Origin of the sequence: Kribbella sp. NPDC056345 (genome assembly GCF_042262745.1) — a bacterium.
In the GTDB taxonomy this organism is placed as follows: domain Bacteria; phylum Actinomycetota; class Actinomycetes; order Propionibacteriales; family Kribbellaceae; genus Kribbella.
Window position 1 is genome coordinate 166,807 of record NZ_JBHJQQ010000008.1, and the last position, 26,316, is coordinate 193,122.

The following is a 26,316-nucleotide window of genomic DNA, read 5'->3' on the forward strand; positions in this document are numbered from 1 at the left end:
TTACCTGTGAGTACGCCACGAACGATGACGCTGCCGGACGGGGTTCATCCAGCCACTCTGGAGACCGACCGCGGCTCCTTCGCGACCCTGCGGGCAGTGCCCGAGATCGGTACGCCGCTCGGTACCGTGCTGCTCGTTCCGGGATGGACCGGCAGCAAGGAGGACTTCACTCCGCTGCTCCACCACCTGGCTCGGTACGGGTGGATCGCGGTGGGTGTGGACCAGCGGGGCCAGTTCGAGACCCCCGGTCCGGACGAGGCGTCGGCGTACACGCTGGAGGCACTGGGCGCCGACGTGGTGGCGATGAGCGTGGCGCTCGGCGGCTACAGCCAACTGGTCGGACACTCGTTCGGCGGACTGGTCGCGCGGGAGGCGGTGCTGATCGACCCGTCGGTGTTCTCGACGCTGACCCTGCTCTGCACCGGTCCCGCCGGATTCACGGATGAGCAGACGCTGCAGGGTCTCCAGATGCTCGCCTTCGGTCTGGACAACCTCCCGATCGAGCAGGTCTACGACCTCAAGCTGGAACACGACGCCAAGCACCCCGCGTACGTCGAACCGCCCGAGGAGATCGCAGCCTTCGTCCGCAAGCGCTTCGTCAGCAACTCACCGATCGGTCTGGCCGCGATCACCCGCCACCTGACTGACGCTGTGGACAAGACCGACCGCCTGGCCAAAGCCGGCGTCCGCACCCAACTCGTGTACGGCGAAACCGACGACGGCTGGCCGCTGTCCGTCCAGAACGAGGTGGCTGAGCGCCTCGGTATCCAGCCCGAGATGGTTCCCGATGCCGGCCACTCCCCCGCCATCGAACAACCAGCCGCCACCGCCCGCCTCCTGGTCGACTTCTTCCACGACCGAGCCACCTTCAACAACGCGGTCTAAGGCCGCAAGGCCGAGGGGGCCGGCCACTCGGTGTTGGGGGCGAAGTAGTCGTGCCAGAGGGGGGCCTGGGGGTCGGGGGTGAAGGCTTGGCCGTTGGAGGGGGCTACGAAGACGTCGCCTGCGGTTCCTCTGGTGAAGGTGATGATGTCGGAGCGGCCGTCGGCGTTGAAGTCGCCTGAGCCGGGGGCTTCGGGGGCTGGGGCGAAGAAGGTGTGCCAGAGGTCGCCGTCGCCGGTGAAGGCGGTGCCGGTCGAGGTTGCTACGTAGACGTCGCCTGAGGTGCCGCCGGCAAAGGTGGCGATGTCGTCGCGGCCGTCGCCGTTGTAGTCGCCGACGTCGGGGGTCTCGGTGTTGATGGCGAAGTGACCGTGCCACTTCCAGGTGGTGCCGAGGAACGACTTGCCGTCCGACAGGGCGACGAAGACGCTGGCCGTCGTACCGCGGGTGAAGGTGACGATGTCGTCGCGACCGTCGCCGTCGAAGTCGCCGATGTCGAGGAGTTCGCCCGGCCAGCCGAAGTCGCCGTGCCAGAGCCAGCTGTCCTGGACGAAGCGGCCACCGTCGGACAGCGAGACGTAGGCGTCGTGGGTGGTGCCGCGGGTGAACGTCACGATGTCGTCGCGACCGTCGCCGTCGAAGTCGCCGACCATCGGCACCTCGTCGCCGACCGCGAAATGGTCGTGCCACTTGGTGGCCGGGAGGTAGCCGTCGACGCCGTTCGACAGCGAGACCCAGACGTCCGCGGCCACACCGCGGGTGAACGTGATGATGTCGTCGCGACCGTCGCCGTTGAAGTCACCGGTCGCCGGGATCTCGTTGCCGACCGCAAACGACGAGTGCCACAGCTTACCGTCGCCGAACTTACTACCGGTCGACTTCGCGACATACACATCGGCCGCGTCACCCCGAAGGAACGTCACGATGTCATCCTTGCCATCGGCATCGACATCGGAAACCGTCGCGAGCTTCGCCGCCGACTCCAGCACCGCCGGGGTTCCGAGGTTGCCCGAGGCATCGACCGCGATCACCTTGTAGAACCGTTGCTGGCCACCCTTGAGCGACTTGTGCAGGAAACCCGGTGTCGGCGCGGTCCCGATCAGATTCGCGGGTGTCACCGGTACGTCGGCCGTGGCCGCCGAGTAGATCCGGTACGACGTTGCCTCCAGCACCGGGTTCCAGTTCAGCAGCACCGCGTGCTTACGAGGCGTCGCCGTCAAGCCGCCAGCCGCATCCAACCCACCACCGGCCGCGTACGGGTCGACAATGCTCGCCGTGAGATAGCGGGCCGCGGTCCAGGTACCAACTGGTGTGATCGTCACCTTGACGCTGCTCTTGCCGGCGGTCGCCGAAGCAGGCAGCGGGAACTGGTCGGACAGCCAACGCATGGTCCCGTTGCCGAGCGGCTGCCGCCAGGTCCCGACCGGTACGTCGTCCACGCTGACCGCGGCTTCCTGATACTTCTGCGCCTGATCCGAGATCCGGCGCAACAGGACACCGTGGTTCGAGGGATCGACAGCCATCCGGAAGGTGATCGGCCCCTGGCCGGAGCGGACCTGATCGGTGATCGGCAGATGATCGAAGTCCCCCTCGGCCACGCTGTTCAGCGTGGCCGAGGTACCACTGTCGGCGTACTGGTGCGCAGTCCGGTCCGCGGAGTCACCCAGATCCAGGGCATCGGTCTCGCGAGTGCTGACCGTGGGCTGCGTGTAGAGGAAGGCGGTCGAGCCGTAGTCGGCGAACCAGTCGTTCTGCTGACCATGTTCAATGCCGAAGCGCAGTGCGGAGTCGTAGGCGATCGCCTCGGTCAGCAGCAGGCGGTAGACGGCATCACACTCCTGTGCACAGCCGGCGTTCCCCACCTCGTGGGCGGTGTTGCCGGTGAAGGCCGCGCTGTAGCGACCCCCGGCGAAGTACCAACCCGCCTCGTAGAAGTCCTCCGTGCCGGTGCCGTGCTGCTGCGGTGACATCGATCCGTCGAGGTAAACCCGCTCATCACCTTCGAGGTACCCGCGATTGACACCCGCCATCGTCTGCGCGACCCCGACGAGCTTGCCGCGGCCGGTCTGATCGGCAACCACCCAGTCGTCACCCCACGCAGTCTTGCCACTGTGCGAGACCGCGGTGAAGTAAGCCGCTGGGCCGCCCGGAAGGAGATCAGTGCTCCACTTTGTGTCCGGTGCACTCGTCAGCTGCAGCTCGACGGTGCCGACCGCCGCTCCGGTGGAATTCACCAGCGAAACCGCGGCCGATTCGCGGTAGGGCATCGGCCACCACGTCGTGAACCAGCCGCCCGCAGCAGGATCGGCAGCGAACATCAGCGACTTCACCGAGTACGCGCCCAGACCGGTACCGAAGAACTCCCCGACCGGCGAGTCGACCGTACGGCGGCCGTCGAACGCGATCCGCAACCGCAACCCCGCCAGTACGGCGTCCGACGGCGTCACCCCGACGAACCGCATCCGCAACGCACTGATCGCACCCGGCCCCTGAACGGTGCCGAAGGCAACTTCCTGCCCAGCACCGACCGGATGCGTCTGCCCCACCGTGGTCGATCCGGTCGCCGCCGGCTTCGGGTCCGCCGTACCGGCCGCGCGCAAGGTCGTCAGTACGTCGTTCGCCGGATCAGCCGGGTCGAACCGGGTCACGCCGTCCGCGTCCGGGAAGTGGCGGTAGTTCACGTGGTAGAAGAACGGATTGTGCTGGACCACGATCTGCATCGACTGCCGGTACGCCATCGGCACCTTGATCTGGAAACCGCCGCCCGCCTGGGACGCGTTGGCGACCAGCGGGTGCACGAACGGCGCACCGACTCGGCCGTCGGTGACGTCCTTCAGCGACCGGTTCAAGACCGTCGTACCGTCCAGCGTGATCGCGATCGTCCCGGTGTCGGTGACGTCCGGAACGTCGTTACGCAACCTCGTGAACCAGATTGAGTCGATCTGACCAGGCCCCGCGTCCTCGGCGATCACGCACCCGGCGGCGACCTGCCGCAAGCACGAGTCCGCGCCGTCGAACCCGTCGTTGTTGCTACCGTTCCGCGCGAATCCGGAGAACTGGCGGGTGCTCGTCCCGGCGGACAGATACGGCAACCGGTCCAGCTGGCGCAGCGTGTCCCAGCCGACCGCACCCTTCCCCACACTCTCGGGAGCCGCGGCGGTGGCCGGCACGACAAGACAGGCGGCCAGGACCAGCCCGGTCAGTACGGCGACGGGCAGGCGGAAGCGTCCGGACATCGACTGTCTCCTCAAGGGGCGGCGGTGCTGAGACTCCGTCAGGAGAGTCTCATCACCACCCGAGAAATCGATATCCTTACGATGTCCGTCAAATAGTCCGCTCAGTTGGCGGTCAGGACTTGCGCTCTCATGCCGGGGTGCGGGCTGACGATGGTCCAGCCGGTAGTGCCCTGCTCGAAGTCGCCGTTGGTCACGGTGAGCCCGACCGCGTCGATCTCGTCGAACCCGACATCGACCAGGTAGTCGCCCACGCCCTTCGCCTCGCACAGCGCGAACTGCAGCACGACCGACGTTTCGCCACGGACGAACTGGGTGATGTCCACCGCACCCCAGTTGCCCTGCCCGTTCATCCAGACCTTCGGCGACTCGGCGGCGTCGAGGTTGCTGAGCAGCTTCTTCTCCTTCGACGTCACGATCGTCACCTGCTTGAAGTGGTAGTCCTTCAGGTCGTCGGCGAACCCGTCGTAGTCCCACCACGAGATCTCGTACCGCGGCGCGTTCGGGTCCACGGCCATCCGCTGCTCGGCCCACACACAGCTCCCGGCCGTGGTCTGCGTCCGCTCCGGCACGAACAGGCTGAGCCGGCCCTTGCCGTACATCGCGCTGTTGCGGATCGTCCCCGGCCCGCCCGGCTGGTACGTCGCACCAGTCCGGGGCAGGTCACCCGGGATCGGGCTGGACGGCGTCGTCGGTACGGCGGGTTGCGCGTGACCACCGAACGCCGCCGCGATCACGTCGTACACGTCCTTGGCCTGATGCGAGGTGAACTTGTCGATCGTGCCGTGGATGATCGGGCTCTGCTGCTTGAACTGCCAGGCCCGGGTGGCCGGGTTGACGTCCTCGAAGCCGAAGTTCGCGATGCTGAAACCGGTCGGGACCAGGCTGTCGAAGCCGACGTCGATCGGGAAGCCGGCCGCGGCCTGGGCGTAGAGCTTCAGACTGAGCTTCGCAGTCGTCTTGCCGCGCAGTGCGGCGGTCAGGTCGACCGATGCCGGTGCCCAGGTGAAGCCGAACTCGTCCGCGACGTCCGATCGCCAGACGACCTGGTCGTCGACCAGCACTTCCTTGTACAGCTTGCCGGACTTGGCCGGCGTCCGGCTGACCTGGTCGTAGGTGGCAAACCGCAGGTTGTAGCTGCCGGCCGCCGGATCGACCGTGACCTGTTGATACGCCTCCGCGAACCCGGTCGCCGGAGCAGTCGTATAGATGCCCTGGGCAAAGCTCAACCTGCCTTCACCTGTCTGGGCAAGGTTGTTCGAGGCAATCGTCGGCCGCCGGTCGTAGTTGACCGGGGCGCCGTAGGCAACGATCCCGCCGATCCGGCCGTCGGCGGCGTACGGCATCGCCTGCTTGAGTGACTCCGCCACGTACTCCGGACTCGGCGACAGCGCGGCATCGAGGAACCGATCGGTGTACAGCAGCAGGATCAGATCGAGATGCCGCGGAGTCAGCTTCGCCAGCAACTCGTCCAGCTGGGCGGCGACGTACCGCGAATCTGTCGTGCTCTGGCCACCACCGAGGTACGGGAACAGGACACCGTCGATGTACGGCGCGAGCCGGTCGAGGTGCTCATCGGTGTAGTCCCAGTGGTACATCGTGGTCAGGAACCCGAGGTTCGGGTTGATCGCGTCCTGGGTCTGCTTGATCTGCGCGAGATACTGGGTCGTGAACAGCTGCTGGTTCTGGCCGATCAGGAAGTCGTCGATCTGCCACGCCTTGATGTTCGGGTACTGCAGCGAGAGCGTCGCGATGTTGCGCGCCCAGGCGACGAAGTCGAGTTTGAACGGGCGCGAGCAGTAGCCCTCCAGATACGGGCCCTCCGGGCGGTCGGCCTGGCACTCCGACGGCGGCACCAGGTCCAGCCAGATGTCGATCCCGGCCGCCCGGGCCAGCGGCGCGAACTCGCTGCGCAGATCGTCCCAGTCCGTCGGCGACTCCCAGATCCCGAACAGGTAGGTGTTCACGTTCATCGCCTTCAGCCGCTGGATCAGCTTGGGCGAGTCGTAGTGGTACCGGCCGTCGGCGCGCGGCTTGGTCTCGCGGGTCTCCGCGTCGACCGTATTGCCGCCCGTCTTGGAGGTCAGTACGCCGCCGGGCGGGATGATGCCCTTCGTTCGCGTCTTCACGTCCGGCAACTGCTGAGGTTGCGCCTCCGTTGCCATCGCGTGCTGCCCGGCCAGAACCATCCCGGCCGCCACGATCAGTGCCGCCCAGCGCTTCATCCGACCTTCTCCAGCTTCCACTGCTGGCAGGCGCCCTGCCAGTACGGCCAGACCCGTACGTCGGCCCCGGCCGCGGTCGCGCAGCCGTCCACGTCCAGCGCCTTGCCACCGATCTTCGAGATCACCTTGTAGTACCCGTTGCCGAGGGCATCGAGGTACCACTCCTGGCAGTCGCCACCCCAGTACGGCCACTGGATGACGTCGGCATGGTTGGCGGCTGAACAGGCGGCCACGTCGAGGGCCTTACCGCTGTGCGCGGCGAGCAGCTTGTACGAACCGTCACCGTTGTAGGTGACCTTCCACTGCTGACAGGCGCCACCATTCGCGGTCCAGACCTGCACGTTCGCCGCATCGGCGGTCGAGCAGCTGGCAACCTCGAGCAGATTGTCCGGGTTGTTCTTCGGTGACAGCTTGTAGGTGCCATCGGCCACAATGTCGGCACCCGGATCACCGCCCGGAAGGGTGACCGTCTCCCACGCAGCCTTCGGTACGCCGAGTTGCGGCTTCCCGGCGGCGTCGTACGAGACCTTGCCGATCCGTACGGCGCGACCTGCGCTGCAACTGCCGACCGGCGTACCGTTCGAGCTCGTGACGCCGTGGTAGACGATCCAGGTCTCCTTGCCGTCGGGCGAGGTGAAGAATCCGTGGTGGCCGGTACCGAAGACCCAGCCGGCGTCGTTGCGCTTGAAGACCGGCCCGCTGGACTTGGTCCATGCGGACTGGCTGAGCACATCGGTGCCGGTCAGTTCCAGGACTCCGAGCGAGTAGTCGGGTGACTCGCAAGCGCTGGCGGAGTAGTAGATGTAGACCTTGCCGTTGTGGATCAGCGAGACCGGCCCTTCGGTGACCTTGCGGCCGTTCTGCTCCCACGGCTGGTCGGGCGTGGCCAGCTGGGCGGGTGGGCCGCTGATGGTCCACGGGTTGCTCATCGGCGCGATGTACAGGTTCTGGCCGTTGGCGCGGCCGCTCGACCACAGGTGGAACAGGCGGCCGTCGGGGAGCTTCATGACACTGCCGTCGATCGAGTGGAAGTCGCCGGTGTCGAGCTTGGCCTTGAAGGTGTACGGGCCCATCGGGCGGTCGGCCTCGAGGACGAACATCCGGTGCATCGCGTCGTTGCCGTTGTCGGCGGTGTAGTACAGATACCACTTGCCGTCGAGCTGATGGATCTCCGGCGCCCAGAGGTTGCAGCACGCCTCACCGGCCGGCGGCTGCCAGAGCGTCTGCTGCGGTGCGGCGCCGAGACCGGCCACCGAGGGGGCCGAGACGCCGACGAGTTTGTCGCCGTGCGTGTAGAGCAGGTGGTAGTTGCCTTCGGCAAACACCATCCAGGGGTCGGCGGCGTTCTCCCGGACCGGGTTACGGACCGTGTTCGGGCGGGCCGGCAGGGCGTCGGCCGCCACTTGAGCCTGCGGTTGCCTGACGGGTGTCGGAGCCGCGTCGCTGGTGATCGGCAAGAACGCCGAGAGCACCAGCGATGCCCCTACTACGAGTCCGGACAGCACTTTCGCCATACCTCACCCCTCGTGTCGATGCGGACACGATGACACGGCAAGGACAGGTCCGTCCGGCGTTTCGATCCTGGTCGAAGACCACCTTCGGCCGCTGACTAGCGCACGGGCACGACCGCCGGCTCGATCCGGAGCTTGTCGAGGCCGATCGGGGCCAGCGCCGCCTTCACAGCATCCGTGTAGACCAATAGCCGCACGTTCTCGCTGGAACCGTCCATCTGCGTGTACGACGTGGTGATGCCGAGGGCGTCGCGGTTCATCAGGCCGGCCACCTTGCCGGAGAGCTGGTCGGCGTCCCCCTGGCTCAACCGGACCGGGGCCACGCAGAGATTGCCGTCGTAGACCTCTTCGAACGCCCGCCGGAACGCTGCCCGGTCACCGTGCGCCACCCCGACGAACACGACCACGGGCTTGGTGCGACCCTCGCCGTCCGGGCGGTAGATCGCCGGTCCGAAGGCCTGATCACGGTGCTGGTCGAGGAACTGGGCGACCTTCGGATCCTCGATGTTGCTCGGCTTCGCCGGCCAGCCGCCCTTCGGCGGTGGGCACGGCAGCGGCGGGGTCACGAAGTCGCGCTCCGGCGTCGGCGCGGCCTGCTGCTGCACGGTGATGGTCCGGTTGGTCCAGATGCCGGTGAGCGTGGCGCGGCCGGTGCGAACGCCTTGGATGGTTTCGAGGTCGGTCAAAAGGCTGACGTCCACACCCTTCAGGGTGACCTTGAGTCCGTCGGGACAGGTCGGCGCCGGCGCCTTGCCCGGCGGGTAGCCGATCGTCGGGATCGGGCGCGACGGGCAGAAGACAGGGGCCACGTTCGGCGCGGCGATCACCTGCCCGCTGACGCGCACCTTGGCGCCGTCGCGGACCAGGAGGTCGTCGTTCGAACCGGGCTGCTGGTTGCCTTTGGCAACAGAGTCCACGGCCTCAGGTGTCGCTGCCGGGGCGCTCGGCGGCGCCGACTGGGCGCCCTGCGGCGCCGCCGTGCCACCGCGGGGGAGGACGCTCACCGTCACCGCGGCCACCACGACAACACTGGCCGCGGCCAGCGCCGGCGCCCACCGCCGCGGCCGCCGGTTCGCACCGGTGATCCGGTCCAGATCCGGCTCGGGTGCCGACGGCTGGTCGGCACGCCACTGCGCACCGGCCCGCGTCAGCAGGTCGTCGACCTCATCGATCGGATTCATTCCCTGACCTCCAGCAACGTGCGCAGGCGAGCCCGCGCATCGGACAACGTGGACTTCACGGTGCCCTCGGAACAGCCCATCACCGCGGCCGTGTCGGCCACCGACAGATCCGCGAAATAGAAGCAGTCGACCGCCAGCCGCTGCCGCGCCGGCAACTCCCCCAGCGCCTGCCCGACATCGATCCGCCCCTCCACGTCAGGCCGCACCCCCGGCCCGTCGTACTCCTCCAGCACTCCCACCGGCCGCAGCCGCCGCGCCGCCTTCCGCGCCTGGTCCGCCGTGATCGCCAGCAGCCACGCCGAAGCAGTCCCCCGGCTCGCGTCGTACTGCCCCCGCTTCACCCAGGCCCGCGCGAGCGCCTCCTGCACGATGTCGTCCCGGTCGGCGCCCACGCCCAACCGACCCGCCAACCGAGCCATCGCCCCCACATGCGGCCGCACCCACTCGACAAAGCCGGGACCATCCCCCGGCGGCCCTGCCACCACCAAGATCTCACCCGTCAATGTCGGCATACCTGTTCTACCCCTCGAATCCCACTCAGGTTGGGTCCCAACCCACATTTCAACGAACCCACCACCCCCAAGTCACCCCCACCCCACCCTTCGTAACCACCCCGAGTTATCCACAGATCCCCGAACTGGGGGTGTAGAGCTGGGTGATGATGGATTCGATGGTGGGTTCGGCGATGGTCAGGTCGGCCAGGGGGTAGGTGGCGGCCAGGTGGGCTACCAGGGGGGCGGCGCTGGTGGTGGGGGGAAAGGTGAGGTGCTGGCGGGGGCCGTCGACCTTGGTGACGGTGGCGCCGGGGACGGTGATGGGTGGGAGGGAGGTGGCCAGGTCGACTACCAGGGTTCTGGGGGCGGACTGGCTGGCTCGGAGGGTAGGGAGGGTGCCGTCGAAAATCTGGCGGCCGTGGTCGATGACCATGACGCGGGTGCAGAGGGCTTCGATGTCGTCGAGGTCGTGGGTGGTGAGGATGACGGTGGTACGGCGTTCCGCGTTGACCTGGGCGAGGAATTCGCGCAGGCGGGCCTTGCTGATGACGTCGAGGCCGATCGTGGGTTCGTCGAGGTAGACGATGTCGGGGTCGTGCAGCAGGGCGGCGGCGATATCGCCGCGCATGCGCTGGCCCAGGGAGAGTTGGCGGACCGGGACATCGAGCAGGTCACCGAGATCCAGCAGTTCGACGAACGTGGCCAGGTTCTCGCGGTGGCGGGCGATCGGGACGCCGTACATCTTCTGCAGGACGGCGAAGGAGTCCTTGAGGGGCAGGTCCCACCACAGGGTGGTGCGCTGGCCGAAGACGACGCCGATCCGTTTGGCGAGTTTGAGCCGCGCCCGGGACGGGTCGACACCGGCGACGCGGATGGTGCCGCCGCTCGGGACGAGGATGCCGGTGAGCATCTTGATGGTGGTCGACTTGCCGGCGCCGTTCGGGCCGATGTAGCCGACGACCTCGCCGGGTTCGACGGTGAACGAGAGGCCGTCGACCGCCCGGACCTCGCGTTTGGTCCTGCGGAGTCCGTTCCGGGACGTCACGGTGAAGGCGCGGGACACGTCGGTGAGTTCGATGACTGGCATTTCAGCTCCCTGTACTGCGATAGCGACGAAGACCGGCGCGCCAGCCGAGGGCCGCGAGGGCGACCATCACCGCGGCTGCGACCGGGGACAGCAGGCCGATCCAGGAGGGCAACCCGAGTGGAGGTTGCTTGTCCAGCACGAAAAGCACCGGATAGAAGTTCACGAACGCCAGCGGTACGACGAACGTGACCGCGCGCACGACGTCCTTCCCGAACGCGGTCAGCGGGTACTGCGTCAACGTGCGACCGCCGTACGTGAAGGAGTTGGACAGTTCGGCGGAATCGATCGCGACGAACTGGAATGCCGCACCGAGCACGAAGAACGAACCGAAGATGCAGGCGCCGGCGATGGTACTGACGACCATCATGATGCCTTTGGCAACGGTCCAGTCGACGTCGAGCTGGGTCAGGGCGATCACCAGCACCGCCAGCGCCTGCACCACCCGACCGACCTTGTCGAGCCGGAACTCGTCCGCGGCTGTCTGGATGATGGCCGGTACCGGCCGGACCAGATAGCCGTCCAGCGAGCCCATCCGGATCCGCCGGCCGACCCGCTCGATCGATCCGGTGACGAGGTCGGCGATCCCCATCGTCAGGGAGGACGTTGCGTAGAGCAACGCCATCTCCGCGAGCGAGAACCCACCGAACGCGTTGATATGACTGAACATCAGGAGTACGGCGACGAAGTCCGTGATCGTGATCAGGATCCCGGTCACCATCATCAGCGCGAACGACGCCGGGTAGGCGAGGGTGGATCGGATCCACATCGCGGCGAGCATCCAGTACTGCCCGGGGGCTTGCAGGATTCGCTCAACCACCTTGGATCACCACCTTGCGCATCGCGAGCTGGGTGACAAGTTGCCCGATCAGCAGCAGCACCAGGATCCAGCCGATCTGGAAGAGGAGCGCGCCACCGATACCGCTCGGGTTGCGACCGAGCCAGATGTCGATCGGTACCTGCAGCGTGGCCGCCCATGGCGTCGCCCGCACGAACTCACCGAACCAGCCCGGGAACACGACCAGTGGCAGAACCGCGCCGGAGAAGAACAGTGACACGAGCATCGCGGCCGCCTCGGTCCCCCTCGAGTCGATGATCCAGAACCCCGAGAGCGCGACCAGGTACCGGATCCCGAAGCTGACCAGGATCGCGAACAGCAGCCCGACGGCCACCGCCAGCCAGGCCTCCGGCCGGGACGGGAACTTCAGGTCGAACACCAGCGCCCCGACCAGCAACGGGATCCCGCCACGCACGATCAGCTGGAACATCGCCCGGCCGAGATCCATCGAAAGCCACCACAGCAACAGGTGCGTCGGCCGGTACAGATCGACTGCGATCTCCCCGCTGCGCACCCGCTCCCCGAGCTCGACCGTCGTACTCGCACCGAACAGCCCGATCGGCAGCAGCAGCCCCTGCTGCAACCACACGAACGTCAGCGCGTCGTTGACGTCGTACCCACCGAGCCCCGGCCGCTCGTTCCACAACGTCAGATAGACACCGCACAGGATGAACCCGAACACCGAATTGGTGAACGCACCGGAGACAGTCGCGATCCGGTACGTCGCAAAGCGCCGGAACGACCGCACTGCGATCGCCCAATAGACGCCCACGGCAACCTCCTCTCAACACATCGAGGTGGTGTCCGAAGCCCCAGCAGCACGCAGAACTGCCCCGAATCCATCAGGACCCGGGGGTTCGGACACCACTGTGGCAGGCATGGCTGACCCACGCCGTTCTGTCAAAGGTGCCGACCGTACGCCGCCCCGATCTCAGCCGTCAACTGGATTTGCGTCGGTAAGGACACGTAGTAGTCCGGGCGGAATCGTTTCCGAACGCCTCCGGTGGGGGTGCCGGGCCACTACTACGTGTCGTTGGCGACGGTGAATCAGTCGGACTCGAGGACTCGGGCCAGGAGGGTGGCGAAGGGGGCGGGGTGGGTCAGGTAGCCGGCGTGGGCGCCGGGGAACGTGACGACGGGCCAGCCGAGGTTGTCGGCGATCTGCTGGATCGGGCGGCCCGGGAGGTACTCCAGGGAGTCGGCCCCGGCCGCGGGGACGAGCTTGGCGGCGGCTGCCTTCAGGGCGTCGAGGTCGGGCTGGTAGCGGGTGAACGGGAGGAGTTTGTGCTGGTAGAAGGTGGCCGCGTTGCCCTGGAAGCGCCCGAACATCTCCAGAACCTCGGGCAGCATGTCCTCCGGTGCCGGCGGCTCGTCCTGATCGGTACCGATGCCGCGACTGAACAGGAAGTCGGCCGCCTCAACTCCGTCGGTGCGGAAGGTGTCGTAGACCTGCTCGAAGAACGCCCGGTGGTCGGCGGCGTCCGGCAGGACCTCGACGGCCGGAGGCTCGTGAGCAACCAGCAGCCGGACCCGATCGGGGTACCGGCTGATCAGCTCGAGACCGGTGATCGCGCCCGAACTGCTCCCGAACACGTACGCCGGTTCGCTCCCACCGACCGCGTCGATCAGAGCCAACGCATCCTCGGCCGACTGGTCGACCCGCTCGTCGACCGCACCACCGTCGTACGAACTGCGTGAGCACCCCCGCGGGTCGGACGCAACAACCGTGTAGTCCGCCGCGAGCCGGCCAACGATCCCATCGAAGATCCCGGCATCGGTCCCACCACCCGCGATCAGCAGCAGCACCGGCCCCGACCCCGTCACCTCGTAGTGCAACGTCGCACCCGGCACACCCAGCTTGTTCACCGTCTTGGCACCCATCCCAGGCAACCCCTCTCCACTAGTTGCCCTCACCCTCCCCCCACCCGCTGGCACGCCACGCACACCCCGCTGACACGCCCCACCCACCCTCCAACAGACAGGACGTATACGCCCGCCAACCACCCCAGGCGGGTGGGGAGGTGTTGGCGGGTGGGGTTAGTCGCGGTCTTCGGGGGGTGGGAGGTCTTCGAGGCCGGACCAGGGAGGTTGGGGTGGGGCTACTCGGCGGCCTTGGGGGCAGAGGTGGGCGTAGTCGCACCAGCCGCAGAGGGGGGATGGTTCGGGTGGGAAGGCCTCGTCGGCTTCGGCGGGGGTTAGGCCTTCGGACCAGCGGGATTCGGCGGCGGCTGCGTCGTCGGCTATGGATTCGGCGCGGCGTTGGTGGCGGGCCAGGGAGGCGTCGTCGTGGTCGGCGGCGGCGATGGTGTTGGTGGGGAGGTGGTGCAGCTCGACGCGGGTGCAGGGGCGGTGCAGGACGCGGCGGGCGCCTAGGACGTAGAGGGCCATGGCTAGGGAGGAGCGTGCGTCGGTTGAGGTGAGGGGGCGGCGGCCGGTTTTGTAGTCGACGATCACGAGCTCGGTCCCGTCGCCGGAACGGGCCGGGCGCTCGTCGATGCGGTCGATGCGACCGCGCAGGGATGCGCGCGAGGTGGTGAAGGCGACTGTGCGCTCCACACCGCGCGGTTCGTAGTACGGGTCGGATTCCCGCAGGTAGCCGAGCACCATCTCGGTGGCTCGCTCGCGCCAGTCCAGCGACTGGGCCTCGTCGCGGAAACCCTCGTCCCGCCAGCCGACCCGGATGCGTGCGACCACCTCGTCCGGAGTACGGCGGTCGGCCGGCCAGCGGCCGAAGAAGTCTGCGAGGACCTCGTGGACGATGCCGCCGACCGTGTTGTGCGCCCACGCCGGACCCTTCGGTGGCCGCGGGCGCTCCAGATACGTGTAGCGGTACTTGCGTTTGCAGTCCGCGAACGTCATCAGCTTGGTCGGTGTCGCGACGAACAGCCGCGTCGGCATCCCCGGAAGCACGTCACCCAGCCTTGATGAAATCACTCACCGCGTCCGCCACCAGCTGGACGGCGATCGCACTCAGCAGCAGACCGGCGATCCGAGTCACCAGCAGTACGCCGTTCTCCCCGAGGATCCTCATGATCACACCCGAGAACCGCAGCGTCAGCCACATGATCAGGTGGATCAGGATGATGCCGACCGAGATCGCGATCACGTCCGGCAGCCGTCCGTCCGCACGCTGCACGAACACCATGGTGGCGACGATCGCACCGGGCCCGGCCAGCAGCGGCGTACCCAGCGGGACGAAGGCGATATTGACGTTCTTGGTCTGGACCGGGTCCTCGGCGGTATCGGTCAGCAGCTGCAACGCGATCAGCAGAAGCAGCAGACCGCCGGCGCATTGCAACGCCGGAAGCGTAATACCGAGGTGGGACAGAATCTGCTGACCGAACGCCGCAAACACCACGATCACGCCGAACGCGACCAGCACCGCCTGCCAGGCCGCCCGCTTGCGAACCGCGCGGGACTGCCCAGCGGTCAGCGAGATGAAGACCGGCACCGTGCCCGGCGGGTCCATGATCACGAAGAGTGTGACGACGACCGAGCTGAGCAGCCCGAGGTTGATGATGTCGTTCATGGCAGGTACGCCTCTGGAGCTTGTACGCCGGGTGCGGCCGCCGCATTCGCCTTCGCAACCTCGAGCAGCCGCTCGAACTGCGAGGGGTCGGTGGTGTTCACACCCAGGTCATGGTCGATCTTGCCGGCCCCGTGGTGGTCGCTCGAACCGGTCCGGATGATGCCGAGGTCGTCGGCGATCCGGGTCAGCGCGGCGCGCGACTGCGGCGAGTGGTCCTGGTGCTCGACCTCGATCCCGGCCAGCCCGTGCTCACTGACCAGCTGCGCGATCATGTCCTCGGTCATCACCTTGTGGCTGGACCGCCCCCACGGGTGCGCGATCACCGGTACACCGCCGGCCGCGCGGACCAGGTCGATCGCATGCCCGGGCTCGATCGCGTAGTGCGATACGTGACCGGCCCGGCCGTCGGCCAGGAACCGGTCGAAGGCCTCGGTCCGGTTCGCGACGGTGCCGTTGGCAACCAGTGCGTCGGCGACGTGCGGCCGCCCGACCGACGGCGTACCGGTCGCTTGGGCGAGGACCTCGTCGACGGTCAGCGCGACGCCGATTCCGTTGAGCCGGGCAACGATCGCCGGGATCCGGTCGGTCCGGCCGTCACGGACGATCCGGAGCTCGTCGGCCAGCGGCGGCGACGACGGATCCAGCAGGTAGCCGAGCAGGTGCACGCTGATCCCGTTGAGTTTGCAGGAGATCTCGATCCCCGGCACGAACCCGATCCCGAGTCGCTCGGCCGCCTGCCGCCCCTCCACCCAGCCGTCGGCGGTGTCGTGGTCGGTGAGCGCGATCACGTCGAGCCCTGCCTGCTGGGCGTGACTGATCAGATCGTCCACCGGGTCGGTGCCGTCCGAGCGGTTCGAATGGGTGTGCAGATCGATGCGCACGAGCGGTCGGGATCCCTTCGCCGTACCTGATATGGACATCTGTCAGTGCAGATGCTATCTGCGATCACCCCCGAAACCCGCCGGTTGTCCTACCCTGGGCCATGGAATCGCAGCGCATCGACTGTGTGGGAGCACTTGTGTACGACGAGCAACGTCGGCTGCTCGTCGTTCAGCGCGCCAACGACCCCGGCCGCGGCCTGTGGGCCCCGCCGGGCGGGCGCGTCGAACCGGGCGAGGACGATCCCGCCGCCGTGGTCCGGGAAGTCGCCGAGGAGACGGGTCTCACAGTCCAGGTCGGTCGCCTGGTTGGCGAGGTCGAACGTGAAGCCCCACAAGGCCGTCTCTACGTCATCCGCGACTACGAGGCCACGCCGCTGGCCGGCACCCTCACCCCCGGTGACGACGCCACCGACGCCCGCTTCGTCACCCGCCCCGAGCTCCTCGCCCTCCCGACCACCACCCTGCTGATTTCCACGTTGGACCAGTGGAACGCCCTGCCGAGCTGAAACCTGTGGCATCGGTACGCCGATTCCGTGACACTGCCTTGATGGACCTGGCGCAGGCGATCGAGAACAACACGGCCGAGTTGCTGATGGCGATGGGTACGGCCGGTGGTGGTTCACAGCGTGACGACGCATCGACTCGTTGGACGATCGGCGGGTCACCGCTCGACTATCACAACGCGGTCGTCGCGGCCGGTGGTGATCTCGAGCAGGTTGTCGCGGAATCCGCGGCCGAGTTGCGCAGGTACGGCGTACCCGGCACCTGGCATGTCGGCCCGTCCTTCCGGTCCGCCGAACTCACCGGCCACCTGATCGCGGCCGGGTTCGCACCGGACGGCAGCGAGCCCGGGATGGCAGTTCGCCTGGACGACCTCCGCGCGCCAACCGCCGTACCAGGGTTGGAGCTTGAGCGTGTCACCGACGATGCCGGGCTGGCGGTCTGGGAGCAGACGCTCGGTCGAGGCTTCGGCGAAGGTGAGAAGGAGGCTCGCTGGGTCGCCTCCGTCTACCGCACCCTCGGCTACGCCGACCCCTGGCGCCACTACGTCGCCACCCGCAACGGCTCCCCCGTCGGAACCATCACTGTCTACCTGACCGCCTCTGTAGCCGGCGTCTACTTCGTCATGACCGTCCCCGAAGCCCGCCGCCAAGGCATCGGCGCCGCCCTGACCCACCAAGCCCTGACTCAGTCCGACACCCAGTACGCCGTACTCACGTCATCCGCCGCCGGCCGATCCGTCTACGCCGCACTCGGCTTCCAAACCCACTGCACCATCGACCTCTACACGCTCAGCCCACAAGCGGGGGCTTGAACAAGAACCGGTGGGCGACCACAGGTCATTTCTTGTTCAAGCCCACCGTGGGGTCTCCACACCCACGGCTGCGGTCATGGGGTGGCGGTGGCCATCGGGGTAGTTGTGGTTTCGGGGGTGGCGCGGCGCTCGCGGAGGAGGAGGGCGGCGTCGGCCAGCATGACGGCGGCGGTTAGGGCGTGGACGAGGAGGGCGTAGATCACGGAGCCGCCGTGGGTGGAGACGATGATCGCGTCGGTGATCGGGACGATCGCGATGACGGCCATGATGACGCCGGTGGGGCGGCGCTGGCCGAGGGCCAGCAGGGCGAGGATGACGAGGCCGAGGGCGATGTCGCGGATGCCTTTGACGGGGAAGAAGCCGCCGGCGGCGGCGGTGATGCCGAAACCGGTGGCGGCGCCGGCTCCGTCGAACAGGAAGCGGGTGCCGAAGGTGAGCGGGAAGATCCCGATCAGGGCGGTCAGGACGGTGGTGAAGCGGCGCATCGGATTCTCCAGTTTCTAGCAGTGCTAACTTTCCTAGCAACGCTAACACTGCAGTTGCTAGATTGTCTAGCACTGCTAGCATCGGCATATGCCGAGCCAGGATCGTCGTGAACGCGCCCTTGCGGAGCGGGGTGCGTTGATCGTCCGCGCCGCCCGCGAACTTGCCGAAGCCGATGGCTGGGACGCCGTCACCACGCGGCGCCTGGCCGAAGCGGTCGAGTACAGCCAGCCGGTCCTCTACAGCCACTTCAAGAACATGCAGGCGATCGTCACCGCCGTGGCACTCGAGGGGATGGCCGAGCTGGCCGAGGTACTGCGCTCGGCCCGGGAGGCGGACGGGATACGCGGCCTGGCCGAGGCCTATCTCGGGTACGCCGAAGCGCATCCGGCTGTCTATGCGGCCATCTTCACGCGCCGGACCGATCTGGTGTTCGGAACCGCCGAGAGCCCCGAGATTCTGAAGACCACCTTCGGTGAGCTACATGCGGCGGTGGCGCCCTATGCGTCGGGCGACGCCGAGACCCTGACCGAGGTTTTCTGGAGCGCCATGCACGGCCAGGCCACGCTCAACCACGACCGGCGATTGCGGCCGGCGCAGCGCACCGACCGCATCGAGCAGCTCGTCCGCCTGGTGACGGGCTAGCTGTTCCAGTGGTGGACGACCGGGGTGCCACGGTCCCAGCCGAGGGTGGAGACGGTGGCGGTGTCGAGGACGAAATGGCGACCCTCCGCGACATCCAGGTCGAGCCAACGGGCGGTGAGACCCCGGAGGGCGTGCGAGTGACCGAAGACGAGGACGTCACCGGGCACCGCTTCGATCCGGGTGATGACGCGGTCGAGGCGCTTGGTGACGTCGGTGGCGGATTCGCCGTTCGGCACCGGTGACGACCAGACCGTCCAGCCGGGGACGGTTTTGCGGATGTCCGGAGTGGTGATGCCTTCGTAGTCGCCGTAGTTCCACTCGGCCAGATCCTCGTCGACCACGGCGTCGCCGAAACCGGCCAGTTCCGCGGTACGGCGGGCCCGTTGCCGGGGTGAGGTGAGGACGAGGTCGAAGGTCTCCGCGGCCAGCCGGGACCGGAGCGAGGCGGCGACGCGCTCACCCTCCGGGGTCAGCGGCAGGTCGGTGACGGAGGTGTGGCGGCCGTTCTTGCTCCACTCGGTTTCGCCGTGGCGTACCAGGAAGAGCCGGTCCTTACGTTCCGCAGTGGTCACGGTTTCATCCTGTCAGACCCTTGACCGTTTGAACGATCCACGGCAGGGTATCGAAACTGTAAGCGCTTCCACTGGAGGTTCCATGGCGACCGGCCGGCCCGCGACGATCTACGACGTCGCGGCTCGCGCGAAACTGTCGATCGCGACGGTTTCGCGTGTGCTGCAAGGGACTGGGCCGGTGTCGGCGAAGGCCCGTGAGCGCGTCGGGCAGGCGGCGGCCGAGCTGAACTACGTGCCGCTGCGGGCCGCGCGCAGTCTCGCGGTGCAACGGCACGAGGCGCACGGGCTCGTCCTGCCGGATCTCAGCGGCCCGTTCTACAGCGACCTCCTGATGGGGTACGAGCGGTGGGCCGGTGAGCACGGCCAGAGCGTCGTACTGACGGTGACGCACGGCAACCCGGATCCGCGCCGCACGGTGCGTGATCTGGCCGGGCGGGTCGACGGGATCGTTGTCCACGGCAACGCTCTGGAGCTGACCACGATCCAGGAGCTGCGCAAGGCCGGCGTACCGCTGGTGCTGGTCGCGCATCCGCCGGTCACGGGCTGCGACACGGTCCGCACCGAGAGCGTGTCGAGCGCCGAGAAACTCACGACGCGGCTGCTGGACGCCGGGCGCGAGAACCTCGTGTTCGTTGGTGATCCGGGGAGCTCGTACGACGTTTCGGAGCGGTACGCCGGTTTCGCGAAGGCGCACGAGTCACGGGGGAAGGTGCCGCCGGAACCGATCCGCGTCGAGCTCACGGAGGTCGCGGGGCGTGGTGTCGCCGAGGAAGTGCTGACGCAGGGCACGCGGCTCGACGGACTGGTGTGTGCGAACGACGAGTTGGGGCTGGCGGTGCTGACCACGCTCCGGGCGGGCGGGGTCGACGTACCCGGCGAGATTGTCGTGACCGGGTGGGATGACGTGATGGCGGCGCGGTACGTGTCGCCGGGGTTGAGCACGGTGCGGCAGCCGATGGCCGAGTTGGGGCAGTTGGCGGCGCAGCGACTGCACGAGCGGGTGACCGGGGAGCGGACCCGCGGACGGAACGACGTACTGGCCACGGAGCTCGTCCTGCGGGACAGCTGCGGCACCTCGGGGGCAAAAGAGCAGTAATGCGGTAACCGAGTGAGGAGACAACAATGTTCACCCACAGCATCCGCCGCCGACTGGTGATCGGCTGTGCCTTGGCGCTGACCTTGGCCGCCTGCGGCCGGTCGGCCGACACTCCCGAGGCGGGCGGTCAAGCGACCACGACCGTCAGCGACGGGCCCGCGACCGGGGACCTGACCGTCTGGGCGATGGGCACCGAAGGCGAGAACCTGCCCAAGCTGATGGAGCAGTTCCAGCAGGCCAACCCGGGCGCGAAGGTCACCGTCACGCCGATCCCCTGGGATGCCGCGCACAACAAGTTCACCACCGCGATCACCGCGCAGAGCCTGCCGGACGCCGCGATGGTCGGCAGCACCTGGATGGGTGAGTTCGCCGACCTCGGCGCTCTCGACCCGACCCCACAGGGCTTCGACAACTCGGCGTTCTTCCCCGGTGCGCTGGACACGACGAAGGTGAAGGGCGTCCAGTACGGCGTTCCCTGGTACGTCGAGACGCGGCTCGTGTACTACCGCAAGGACCTGGCGAAGAAGGCCGGAATCACCACACCCCCGAGCGACTGGGCCGGCCTGAAGGCGATGGCGAAAGCCATGAAGGACAAGGCCGGAGCCAAGTGCGGGATCAATCTGCAGCCGGGTGGGACCGGGTCCTGGCAGACGGTGATGCCGTTCGCCTGGTCGGCCGGGGCCGAGATCACCGCCGACGACCAGAAGTCGTTCACGCTGGACACGCCGGCGATGCAGGAGGGGTTGCAGTACTTCCAGAGCTTCTTCACCGACAAGGTCGCCTGCACCGACCTGCCGCCGAACCAGACCGAGGCACAGTTCGTCAACGGTACGGCGCCGATGTTCATCTCCGGACCGTGGATGGCGGGCTCGGTGGCGAAGGCCGGTGGGGAGGCGATGAAGCCGAACATCGGGGTGTTCCAGCTGCCGAAGAACAAGACTGCGACGTCGTTCGTCGGTGGGTCGAACTTCGTCGTCTTCAAGAACTCGAAGAACAAGGACAGCGCGTGGAAGCTGGTGAAGTGGCTGTCCGAGGAGAAGACGCAGGCGGCCTGGTACAAGCTGTCCACCGATCTGCCGGCTGTGAAGAGTGCTTGGCAGGACCCGAGTATCGCGAATGATCCGTTGCTGCCGGTGTTCGGCAAGCAGCTGGAGGACGCGAAGGCGCCGCCGTCGATCGTGAACTGGGAGCAGGTCGCCGCCGCGTTCGACACCGAGATCGAGAAGATGGTCAAGGCCAACCAGTCCCCCGCCGACACCGCCAAAGCCATCCAGACCAAGGCATCCCAGATCGGCACCGGCGGTAGCTGATGGCGACGGTCGCGGAGCCGAGCCGCCGCCGCGGGCTGAGAAGCGAGAGCCTCGCTGCCTGGATCCTCGTGCTGCCGTTCGTCGTCCTCTTTCTCGCGTTCACGGCGGGACCGGTGCTGGGGTCGCTGGGGATGAGTTTCACCGATATCAAGCAGCGGGATCTGCGGACGCCGTTCGCGGTGGAAGGTGTTGGCTTCGGCAACTACCTGAAGGCGTTGCAGGACGAGACCTTCCGCAAGGCGGCGTTCAACACGGCGTACTTCGTGGTGATCGGGGTGCCGCTGACGCTGGTGGTCGCGCTGGGCGCCGCCGTACTGCTGGATCGTGGGGTGAAGCGGTTCCAGGCGCTGTTCAAGGTCGGCTACTACCTGCCGGTGGTGACCTCGATCGTCGCGATCGCCGTCATCTGGCGGTTCGTGCTGGCTCCTGATGCCGGGTTGCTGAACACGGTGCTCGGCTGGTTCGGCATCGACGGGCCGAACTGGCTGGCCTCGAAGACCTGGGCGATGCCGTCGCTGATCGCGATGGCGGTCTGGCGCAACTTCGGTTCGGCGATGATCATCTTCCTGGCCGGGCTGCAGGGCATCCCGCAGTCGGTCGAGGAGGCCGGGCAGCTCGACGGTGCGGGCTCATGGCAACGGTTCCGGTACCTGATCGTGCCGTTGCTCAGGCCAACGATCCTGTTCACCAGCGTGACCACCGGGATCGGCTACCTGCAGTTCTTCGAGGAGCCGTTCGTGATGACCCAGGGTGGTCCGCTGAACAGCACGGTCTCGGTGTCGATGTACACGTACCAGCAGTTCGGCTTCGGGAACTACGGTCTCGCGACGTCGATGGCCTATCTGCTGTTCGTGGTCATCGCGGTAATCACGTTCATCCAGTTCCGGCTGCTGAGGGAGAAGTGATGCGCCGTACCTGGTGGATCTATCTGATCGGAGCCCTCGGTCTGGTCGCGGTCGCGGCGCCGTTCGTGTGGATGGTGCTCGGCAGCTTCAAGACGCAGGGTGAGCTGCTCCGGGTGCCGCCGACCTGGTTGCCGGAGAACGCGACGACGGAGAACTACGAAGCCCTGTTCAGCAAGGCACACTTCCCCCGCTACTTCCTGAACTCCGGGGTGGTCGCGCTGGTTGTGACCGCGGGCAACCTGACCTTCTGCTCGATGATCGGGTACGCGCTGGCCAAGCTGCACTTCAAGGGCCGCAACGCGTTGTTCGTCGTGGTGATGGCAACGCTGATGATCCCGGGCATGGTCACGTTCGTCCCGCTGTTCGTGCTCGTCACCAACGCCGGGCTGGCCAACAGCTACCCCGGCCTGATCCTGCCGTTCCTGGTCTCGCCGTTCGGCGTGTTCCTGATGCGGCAGTTCTTCCTCGGGCTGCCGGACGACCTGATGGATGCCGGCCGCGTCGACGGTGCCGGTGAGCTGGGCATCTTCGCCCGGATCATGCTGCCGCTGACCCGCCCCGCGCTGGCCACGCTCGGCATCCTCACCTTCCTCGGCTCCTGGAACAACTTCCTGTGGCCGCTGGTGATCGCCCAGACCGAGGACAAGTACACGCTTCCCGTTGCCCTGGCGCTGTACTCGACCGGCCAGAACGCGCAGAACTTCGGCCTGCTGATGGCCGGCGCGGTCGTGGTCGTCGTCCCGGTGCTGGTGATCTTCCTGGCCTTCCAGCGCCACGTCACCAAGGGCATCGCCATCACAGGTTTGAAATGAGGAGACAAGATGACCGCCAACATCAGTCGCCGAACTCTGTTAGCAGCTACCGGTACTGCTGCTCTCATCGGAACCGCGACACCAGCTTTCGCGGACCCAGTACAACAATTGAAAGATGGTTGGAAACCGAGCAGGAACGACAAAGCCCTCGTTGGGAGGTGGGCTCGGGATACCTGGCGGAGTTTGGTAGCTATGACCGACGAGCGAACTGGGTTGCCTGCGGACAACATCGGGGCGTCTGTCTCCAACCCCGTGCGGAGCAAGTACACGTCGCCTACCAACATCGGCGGGTACCTGTGGAGCACGGTGGTTGCGAGGCACCTGGGGATCATCTCGCCGCAGGAGTCGCTTCGGCGGATCACGCAGACGCTGACGACCATGCAGAACGTTGTGCACCACACGCCGAGTGGGATGTTCTTCAACTGGTACGACGAGGCGACCGGCGAGGTGTTGTATGTCGATCCGGACGGTACGAAGCCGATCACCCCGTTCGTGTCGAGTGTCGACAACGGGTGGTTCGCTTGCGCGTTGATGGTGGTCCGCAATGCCGAGCCAAGGGCCCGCGCCCTCGCGGATTCGTTGCTGAACAAGATGAACTTCGCCTACTACTACAACGCAGCCGCCCGGCCCGGCGGGCTGATGCGGGGCGGGTTCTTCGAGACGTCGCCTCCCGACGAGGAGACCGAGAAGGGCAACCACGCCGGTAGCGGCCCGGATGTGTACTACCGCAAGTTCCACTACGACACCTGCAACACCGAGGCCCGCATCGCCGGGTACGTCGGGTTCGCGCTCGGCCAGGTCCCGGCCACCCAGTACTACGCGACCTACCGCACCTTCCCCGACTCGTGCGACTGGTCCTGGGTCGAGCAGAAACCGAAGGGCGTGCACCGCACGTACCTTGGGCTCGACGTCTTCGAGGGCACCTACGAGTACCGCGGGATGCGGCTCGTCCCGTCGTGGGGTGGTGACATGTTCGAGTCGCTGATGCCCGATCTGTTCGTCCCCGAAGCGACCTGGGCACCGCACAGCTGGGGCATCAACCACCCGCTGACCGTCCGCGCGCACATCGAGCACGGTCTGGACGAGGCGAAGTACGGGTACTGGGGCTTCTCCCCCGCCTCCAATCCGAAGGGCGGCTACTCCGTGTACGGCGTCGACGCGATCGGGATGGATCCGGGCGGTTACCCCTCGGACCTGGAGGCGACGAACTTCGACGCGGGCTTCGAGGGCTGCCGCGAGGGCACCAACCCGAACCCGGCGTACGGCGATGGTGTGGTGACCCCGCACGCGGCGTTCCTCGCGATGGCGTACGCACCGCGGCAGGCGATCGAGAACCTGCGCCGGATCGAGACCGACCTGCATGCGTACGGCGCCGGCGGCTTCTACGACTCGGTCGCGGTGAAGTCGGGGCTGATCGCCAAGCGGTACCTCTCGCTGGACCAGGCGATGGTGATGGGTGCCATCGGCAACGTCTTCGGCAACGACCTGATCCGCCGCAGCTTCGCCGACCGCCGCACCGAACGCGGCATCCGCCCGGTGATCGGGATGGAACGCTTCGAGTCGGGCCTCGTATGACGGAGTTCCCTGAGCTCGATCCGCCCAAGGTAGTGACCGCAGTCGGTGGTGTCGGGCAGGTGACGATCGACTGGTCTCCGGTCGACGGCGCGGTCGGGTATCTGGTCCTGCGCTCGACCGGCGACCACGGTCCGCTCGAACCGGTTGATCATCACAGTGGTGATGTCCTGTCCGTGCCGGGACCCCCGTACGTCGACACCACGTGCACGCCGGGGACGCCGTACCACTACGCGGTCGCCAGCGTGCCTGAGGTGACAGTCACCGGCCGCCCGAGTCACGCCGTCGGCGCGGTTCCGTTGGTTGCCGACGACACCGTTCCACGGGTGAACGTGACCGTCGATACGGTTGCCGAAGGCATTGAACTGCAGCGGCCGTGGGTACCGATGATCGGCAGCGAACGGCTCAGTCAGCTGCTCTGCACCGACACCACCGGCGGGCACGAGATCGGCGTCGAGCTCGAAGACGCACTGCGCCGGATGCACGACGAGCTCGGCGTCCAGACGGTCCGTGCCCATGCGATCTTCCACGACGACACCCACGTGATCGACGGATCGTCGTACGACTTCTCCGTGGTGGACGCGATCTACGACAAGCTGCTCGCGATCGGGCTGCGGCCGATGGTCGAGCTCGGCTTCATGCCGCGTGAGCTGGCGAGCGATCCGTCGAAGACCGTCTTCGAGTACGGCGCGATCATCTCGCCACCGGAGTCGTACGAGCGCTGGCACGACCTGGTCCGCGCACTGATCGAGCACCTGGTCGACCGGTACGGCCTGGATGAGGTGCTGACCTGGGACTTCGAGGTGTGGAACGAGGCGAACCTCGAGGTCTTCTGGTCCGGCACCAGGGCCGAGTGGCTCCGCCTGTACGACGTGACTGCGGCGGCCGTGAAGTCGGTCGACGAACGACTGGCAGTCGGAGGCCCGTCCTCGGCCGCTGCCGGCTGGGTGGACGACCTGCTGGCACATGCCCGGGCCAACGGCACCCCGGTCGACTTCGTGTCGACGCACACCTACGGTTCGCCGCCGCTCGACGTACGGGCGTCGCTGGAGCGGCACGGGTACGGCGATGCGCGGATCCTCTGGACCGAGTGGGGTGTGACCCCGCGGCACTTCAACCCGATCAACGACTCGGTGTTCGCCGGAGTGTTCCTGCTGCGCGGTATGCGGTCGGCAGCCGGGCGGGTGGACGCACTGGCCTACTGGGTCGCATCTGACCATTTCGAGGAGCTGGGCCGACCACCGCGGTTCCTGCACGGTGGCTTCGGGCTACAGACGGTCGGTGGGCTGCCGAAACCGCGCTACCACGCACTGAGCCTGCTCAGCCGGCTCGGACCGGTCGAGCTGCCAGTCACGGTCACCGGTGACGGCGGCGGCAGTCTGATCGAGGCATGGGCCTCCCGGGACCGCGACCGCATCGCCGTACTGCTCTGGAACCTGACGCTGGACCAGACCAAGGCAGACGGCGCCTCAGAACTGACCAGGACGGTCCACGTGGAGCTGCCCGGCGTGGATCCGTCCTGGCAGGTCACTGCGACCACTCTGGGCATCGGTGCCGGTGACCTGGTCGCTGCGACCGCCGAGCTCGGCATTACGGAGTGGCCGACCGAGGACCAACTGGCCCAGCTCGCCGAGCGCAGCCGGATGGTCAGTACGCCGCTGGAGCTGACCGGGACCGTGGTCGAGGTGACCCTGCCGATGCCGTACGCCGTCCTCGTGGAGCTGACTCCCAATAGATCGGATGTCTAA

General features: G+C 67.3%; 24 protein-coding genes. 10 read left to right on the plus strand and 14 right to left on the minus strand.

The features are described 5' to 3' along the window. Window positions 1-6 precede the first annotated feature (6 nt). Window positions 7-885 (plus strand): alpha/beta fold hydrolase, encoded by an 879-nt coding sequence (locus ACFCV3_RS27395; RefSeq protein WP_376034523.1) that lies wholly within the window; start codon window positions 7-9, stop codon window positions 883-885. Here ACFCV3_RS27395 and ACFCV3_RS27400 read toward each other — a convergent pair. The 12 genes from ACFCV3_RS27400 to ACFCV3_RS27455 form a co-directional block, all read right to left on the minus strand. After that, the gene (locus ACFCV3_RS27400; RefSeq protein WP_376034525.1) at window positions 882-4,118 is read right to left on the minus strand and encodes a DUF2961 domain-containing protein; all 3,237 of its coding nucleotides are present in this window, start codon (window positions 4,116-4,118) and stop codon (window positions 882-884) included. The two genes, ACFCV3_RS27395 and ACFCV3_RS27400, sit on opposite strands and share 4 nt — an antisense overlap. A 101-nt stretch (window positions 4,119-4,219) precedes the next feature. Further along, entirely contained in the window at window positions 4,220-6,340 is a 2,121-nt protein-coding gene (locus ACFCV3_RS27405; RefSeq protein ID WP_376034527.1) for a hypothetical protein, read from the minus strand. After that, on the minus strand, window positions 6,337-7,854 hold the full coding sequence (locus tag ACFCV3_RS27410) for a family 43 glycosylhydrolase (protein ID WP_376034529.1): 1,518 nt from the start codon (window positions 7,852-7,854) through the stop codon (window positions 6,337-6,339). The genes ACFCV3_RS27405 and ACFCV3_RS27410 overlap by 4 nt, the downstream gene beginning before the upstream one ends. A gap of 95 nt (window positions 7,855-7,949) precedes the next feature. Beyond that, window positions 7,950-9,032: a hypothetical protein gene (locus ACFCV3_RS27415; protein ID WP_376034531.1), complete on the minus strand. Its 1,083-nt coding sequence runs from the start codon at window positions 9,030-9,032 to the stop codon at window positions 7,950-7,952. Next, on the minus strand, window positions 9,029-9,544 hold the full coding sequence (locus ACFCV3_RS27420) for an RNA polymerase sigma factor (protein WP_376034533.1): 516 nt from the start codon (window positions 9,542-9,544) through the stop codon (window positions 9,029-9,031). The genes ACFCV3_RS27415 and ACFCV3_RS27420 overlap by 4 nt, the downstream gene beginning before the upstream one ends. Before the next feature lie 106 nt (window positions 9,545-9,650). Further along, on the minus strand, window positions 9,651-10,613 hold the full coding sequence (locus tag ACFCV3_RS27425) for an ATP-binding cassette domain-containing protein (RefSeq protein WP_376034535.1): 963 nt from the start codon (window positions 10,611-10,613) through the stop codon (window positions 9,651-9,653). Window position 10,614: 1 nt separating this feature from the next. Next, complete coding sequence (locus ACFCV3_RS27430; RefSeq protein WP_376034537.1) at window positions 10,615-11,430, minus strand: ABC transporter permease; 816 nt, start codon at window positions 11,428-11,430, stop codon at window positions 10,615-10,617. Next, entirely contained in the window at window positions 11,423-12,220 is a 798-nt protein-coding gene (locus ACFCV3_RS27435; protein ID WP_376034538.1) for an ABC transporter permease, read from the minus strand. Before ACFCV3_RS27435 ends, ACFCV3_RS27430 begins: the two co-directional genes overlap by 8 nt. Window positions 12,221-12,495: 275 nt before the next feature. Then, entirely contained in the window at window positions 12,496-13,329 is an 834-nt protein-coding gene (locus tag ACFCV3_RS27440; RefSeq protein WP_376034540.1) for an alpha/beta fold hydrolase, read from the minus strand. A gap of 156 nt (window positions 13,330-13,485) precedes the next feature. Beyond that, window positions 13,486-14,346, minus strand: a complete 861-nt coding sequence (locus ACFCV3_RS27445) for a RecB family exonuclease (RefSeq protein WP_376034542.1) — start codon at window positions 14,344-14,346, stop codon at window positions 13,486-13,488. A gap of 13 nt (window positions 14,347-14,359) precedes the next feature. Beyond that, window positions 14,360-14,977 carry a MarC family protein gene (locus ACFCV3_RS27450; RefSeq protein WP_376034544.1) on the minus strand — a complete coding sequence of 206 codons (618 nt, stop codon included), beginning with the start codon at window positions 14,975-14,977 and terminating at the stop codon, window positions 14,360-14,362. Beyond that, window positions 14,974-15,858, minus strand: a complete 885-nt coding sequence (locus ACFCV3_RS27455; RefSeq protein ID WP_376034546.1) for a PHP domain-containing protein — start codon at window positions 15,856-15,858, stop codon at window positions 14,974-14,976. Before ACFCV3_RS27455 ends, ACFCV3_RS27450 begins: the two co-directional genes overlap by 4 nt. Before the next feature lie 101 nt (window positions 15,859-15,959). Here ACFCV3_RS27455 and ACFCV3_RS27460 point away from each other — a divergent pair, with 101 nt between their 5' ends. Further along, window positions 15,960-16,364, plus strand: coding sequence for an NUDIX hydrolase (locus ACFCV3_RS27460; RefSeq protein ID WP_376034548.1), 405 nt, complete (start codon window positions 15,960-15,962; stop codon window positions 16,362-16,364). A 41-nt stretch (window positions 16,365-16,405) separates the two neighbouring features. Then, window positions 16,406-17,173: a GNAT family N-acetyltransferase gene (locus ACFCV3_RS27465; RefSeq protein WP_376034550.1), complete on the plus strand. Its 768-nt coding sequence runs from the start codon at window positions 16,406-16,408 to the stop codon at window positions 17,171-17,173. 74 nt (window positions 17,174-17,247) lie between these two features. On the opposite strand, the gene ACFCV3_RS27470 is transcribed toward ACFCV3_RS27465, so the two are convergent. Further along, complete coding sequence (locus tag ACFCV3_RS27470; RefSeq protein WP_376034552.1) at window positions 17,248-17,658, minus strand: DUF4267 domain-containing protein; 411 nt, start codon at window positions 17,656-17,658, stop codon at window positions 17,248-17,250. A gap of 88 nt (window positions 17,659-17,746) precedes the next feature. Between ACFCV3_RS27470 and ACFCV3_RS27475 the strand changes: the two genes are divergently transcribed. Continuing rightward, a complete protein-coding gene (locus ACFCV3_RS27475) occupies window positions 17,747-18,301 on the plus strand; it encodes a TetR/AcrR family transcriptional regulator (protein WP_376034554.1) in 555 nt (184 codons plus the stop codon). Here ACFCV3_RS27475 and ACFCV3_RS27480 read toward each other — a convergent pair. Continuing rightward, window positions 18,298-18,873 carry a histidine phosphatase family protein gene (locus tag ACFCV3_RS27480; RefSeq protein WP_376034556.1) on the minus strand — a complete coding sequence of 192 codons (576 nt, stop codon included), beginning with the start codon at window positions 18,871-18,873 and terminating at the stop codon, window positions 18,298-18,300. The genes ACFCV3_RS27475 and ACFCV3_RS27480 overlap by 4 nt on opposite strands. 82 nt (window positions 18,874-18,955) lie before the next feature. Between ACFCV3_RS27480 and ACFCV3_RS27485 the strand changes: the two genes are divergently transcribed. From ACFCV3_RS27485 to ACFCV3_RS27510, 6 genes are read left to right on the plus strand one after another with little or no spacing between them, the layout of a single operon-like run. Continuing rightward, window positions 18,956-19,969 carry a LacI family DNA-binding transcriptional regulator gene (locus ACFCV3_RS27485; protein WP_376034558.1) on the plus strand — a complete coding sequence of 338 codons (1,014 nt, stop codon included), beginning with the start codon at window positions 18,956-18,958 and terminating at the stop codon, window positions 19,967-19,969. 26 nt (window positions 19,970-19,995) lie between these two features. Next, window positions 19,996-21,279 (plus strand): sugar ABC transporter substrate-binding protein, encoded by a 1,284-nt coding sequence (locus ACFCV3_RS27490; protein ID WP_376034560.1) that lies wholly within the window; start codon window positions 19,996-19,998, stop codon window positions 21,277-21,279. Further along, window positions 21,279-22,184, plus strand: a complete 906-nt coding sequence (locus ACFCV3_RS27495; protein ID WP_376034562.1) for a carbohydrate ABC transporter permease — start codon at window positions 21,279-21,281, stop codon at window positions 22,182-22,184. Before ACFCV3_RS27490 ends, ACFCV3_RS27495 begins: the two co-directional genes overlap by 1 nt. Then, window positions 22,184-22,996: a carbohydrate ABC transporter permease gene (locus tag ACFCV3_RS27500; RefSeq protein WP_376034564.1), complete on the plus strand. Its 813-nt coding sequence runs from the start codon at window positions 22,184-22,186 to the stop codon at window positions 22,994-22,996. Before ACFCV3_RS27495 ends, ACFCV3_RS27500 begins: the two co-directional genes overlap by 1 nt. A gap of 9 nt (window positions 22,997-23,005) precedes the next feature. After that, window positions 23,006-24,571, plus strand: coding sequence for a glucoamylase family protein (locus tag ACFCV3_RS27505; protein WP_376034566.1), 1,566 nt, complete (start codon window positions 23,006-23,008; stop codon window positions 24,569-24,571). Beyond that, entirely contained in the window at window positions 24,568-26,316 is a 1,749-nt protein-coding gene (locus ACFCV3_RS27510) for a xylan 1,4-beta-xylosidase (protein ID WP_376034568.1), read from the plus strand. Before ACFCV3_RS27505 ends, ACFCV3_RS27510 begins: the two co-directional genes overlap by 4 nt.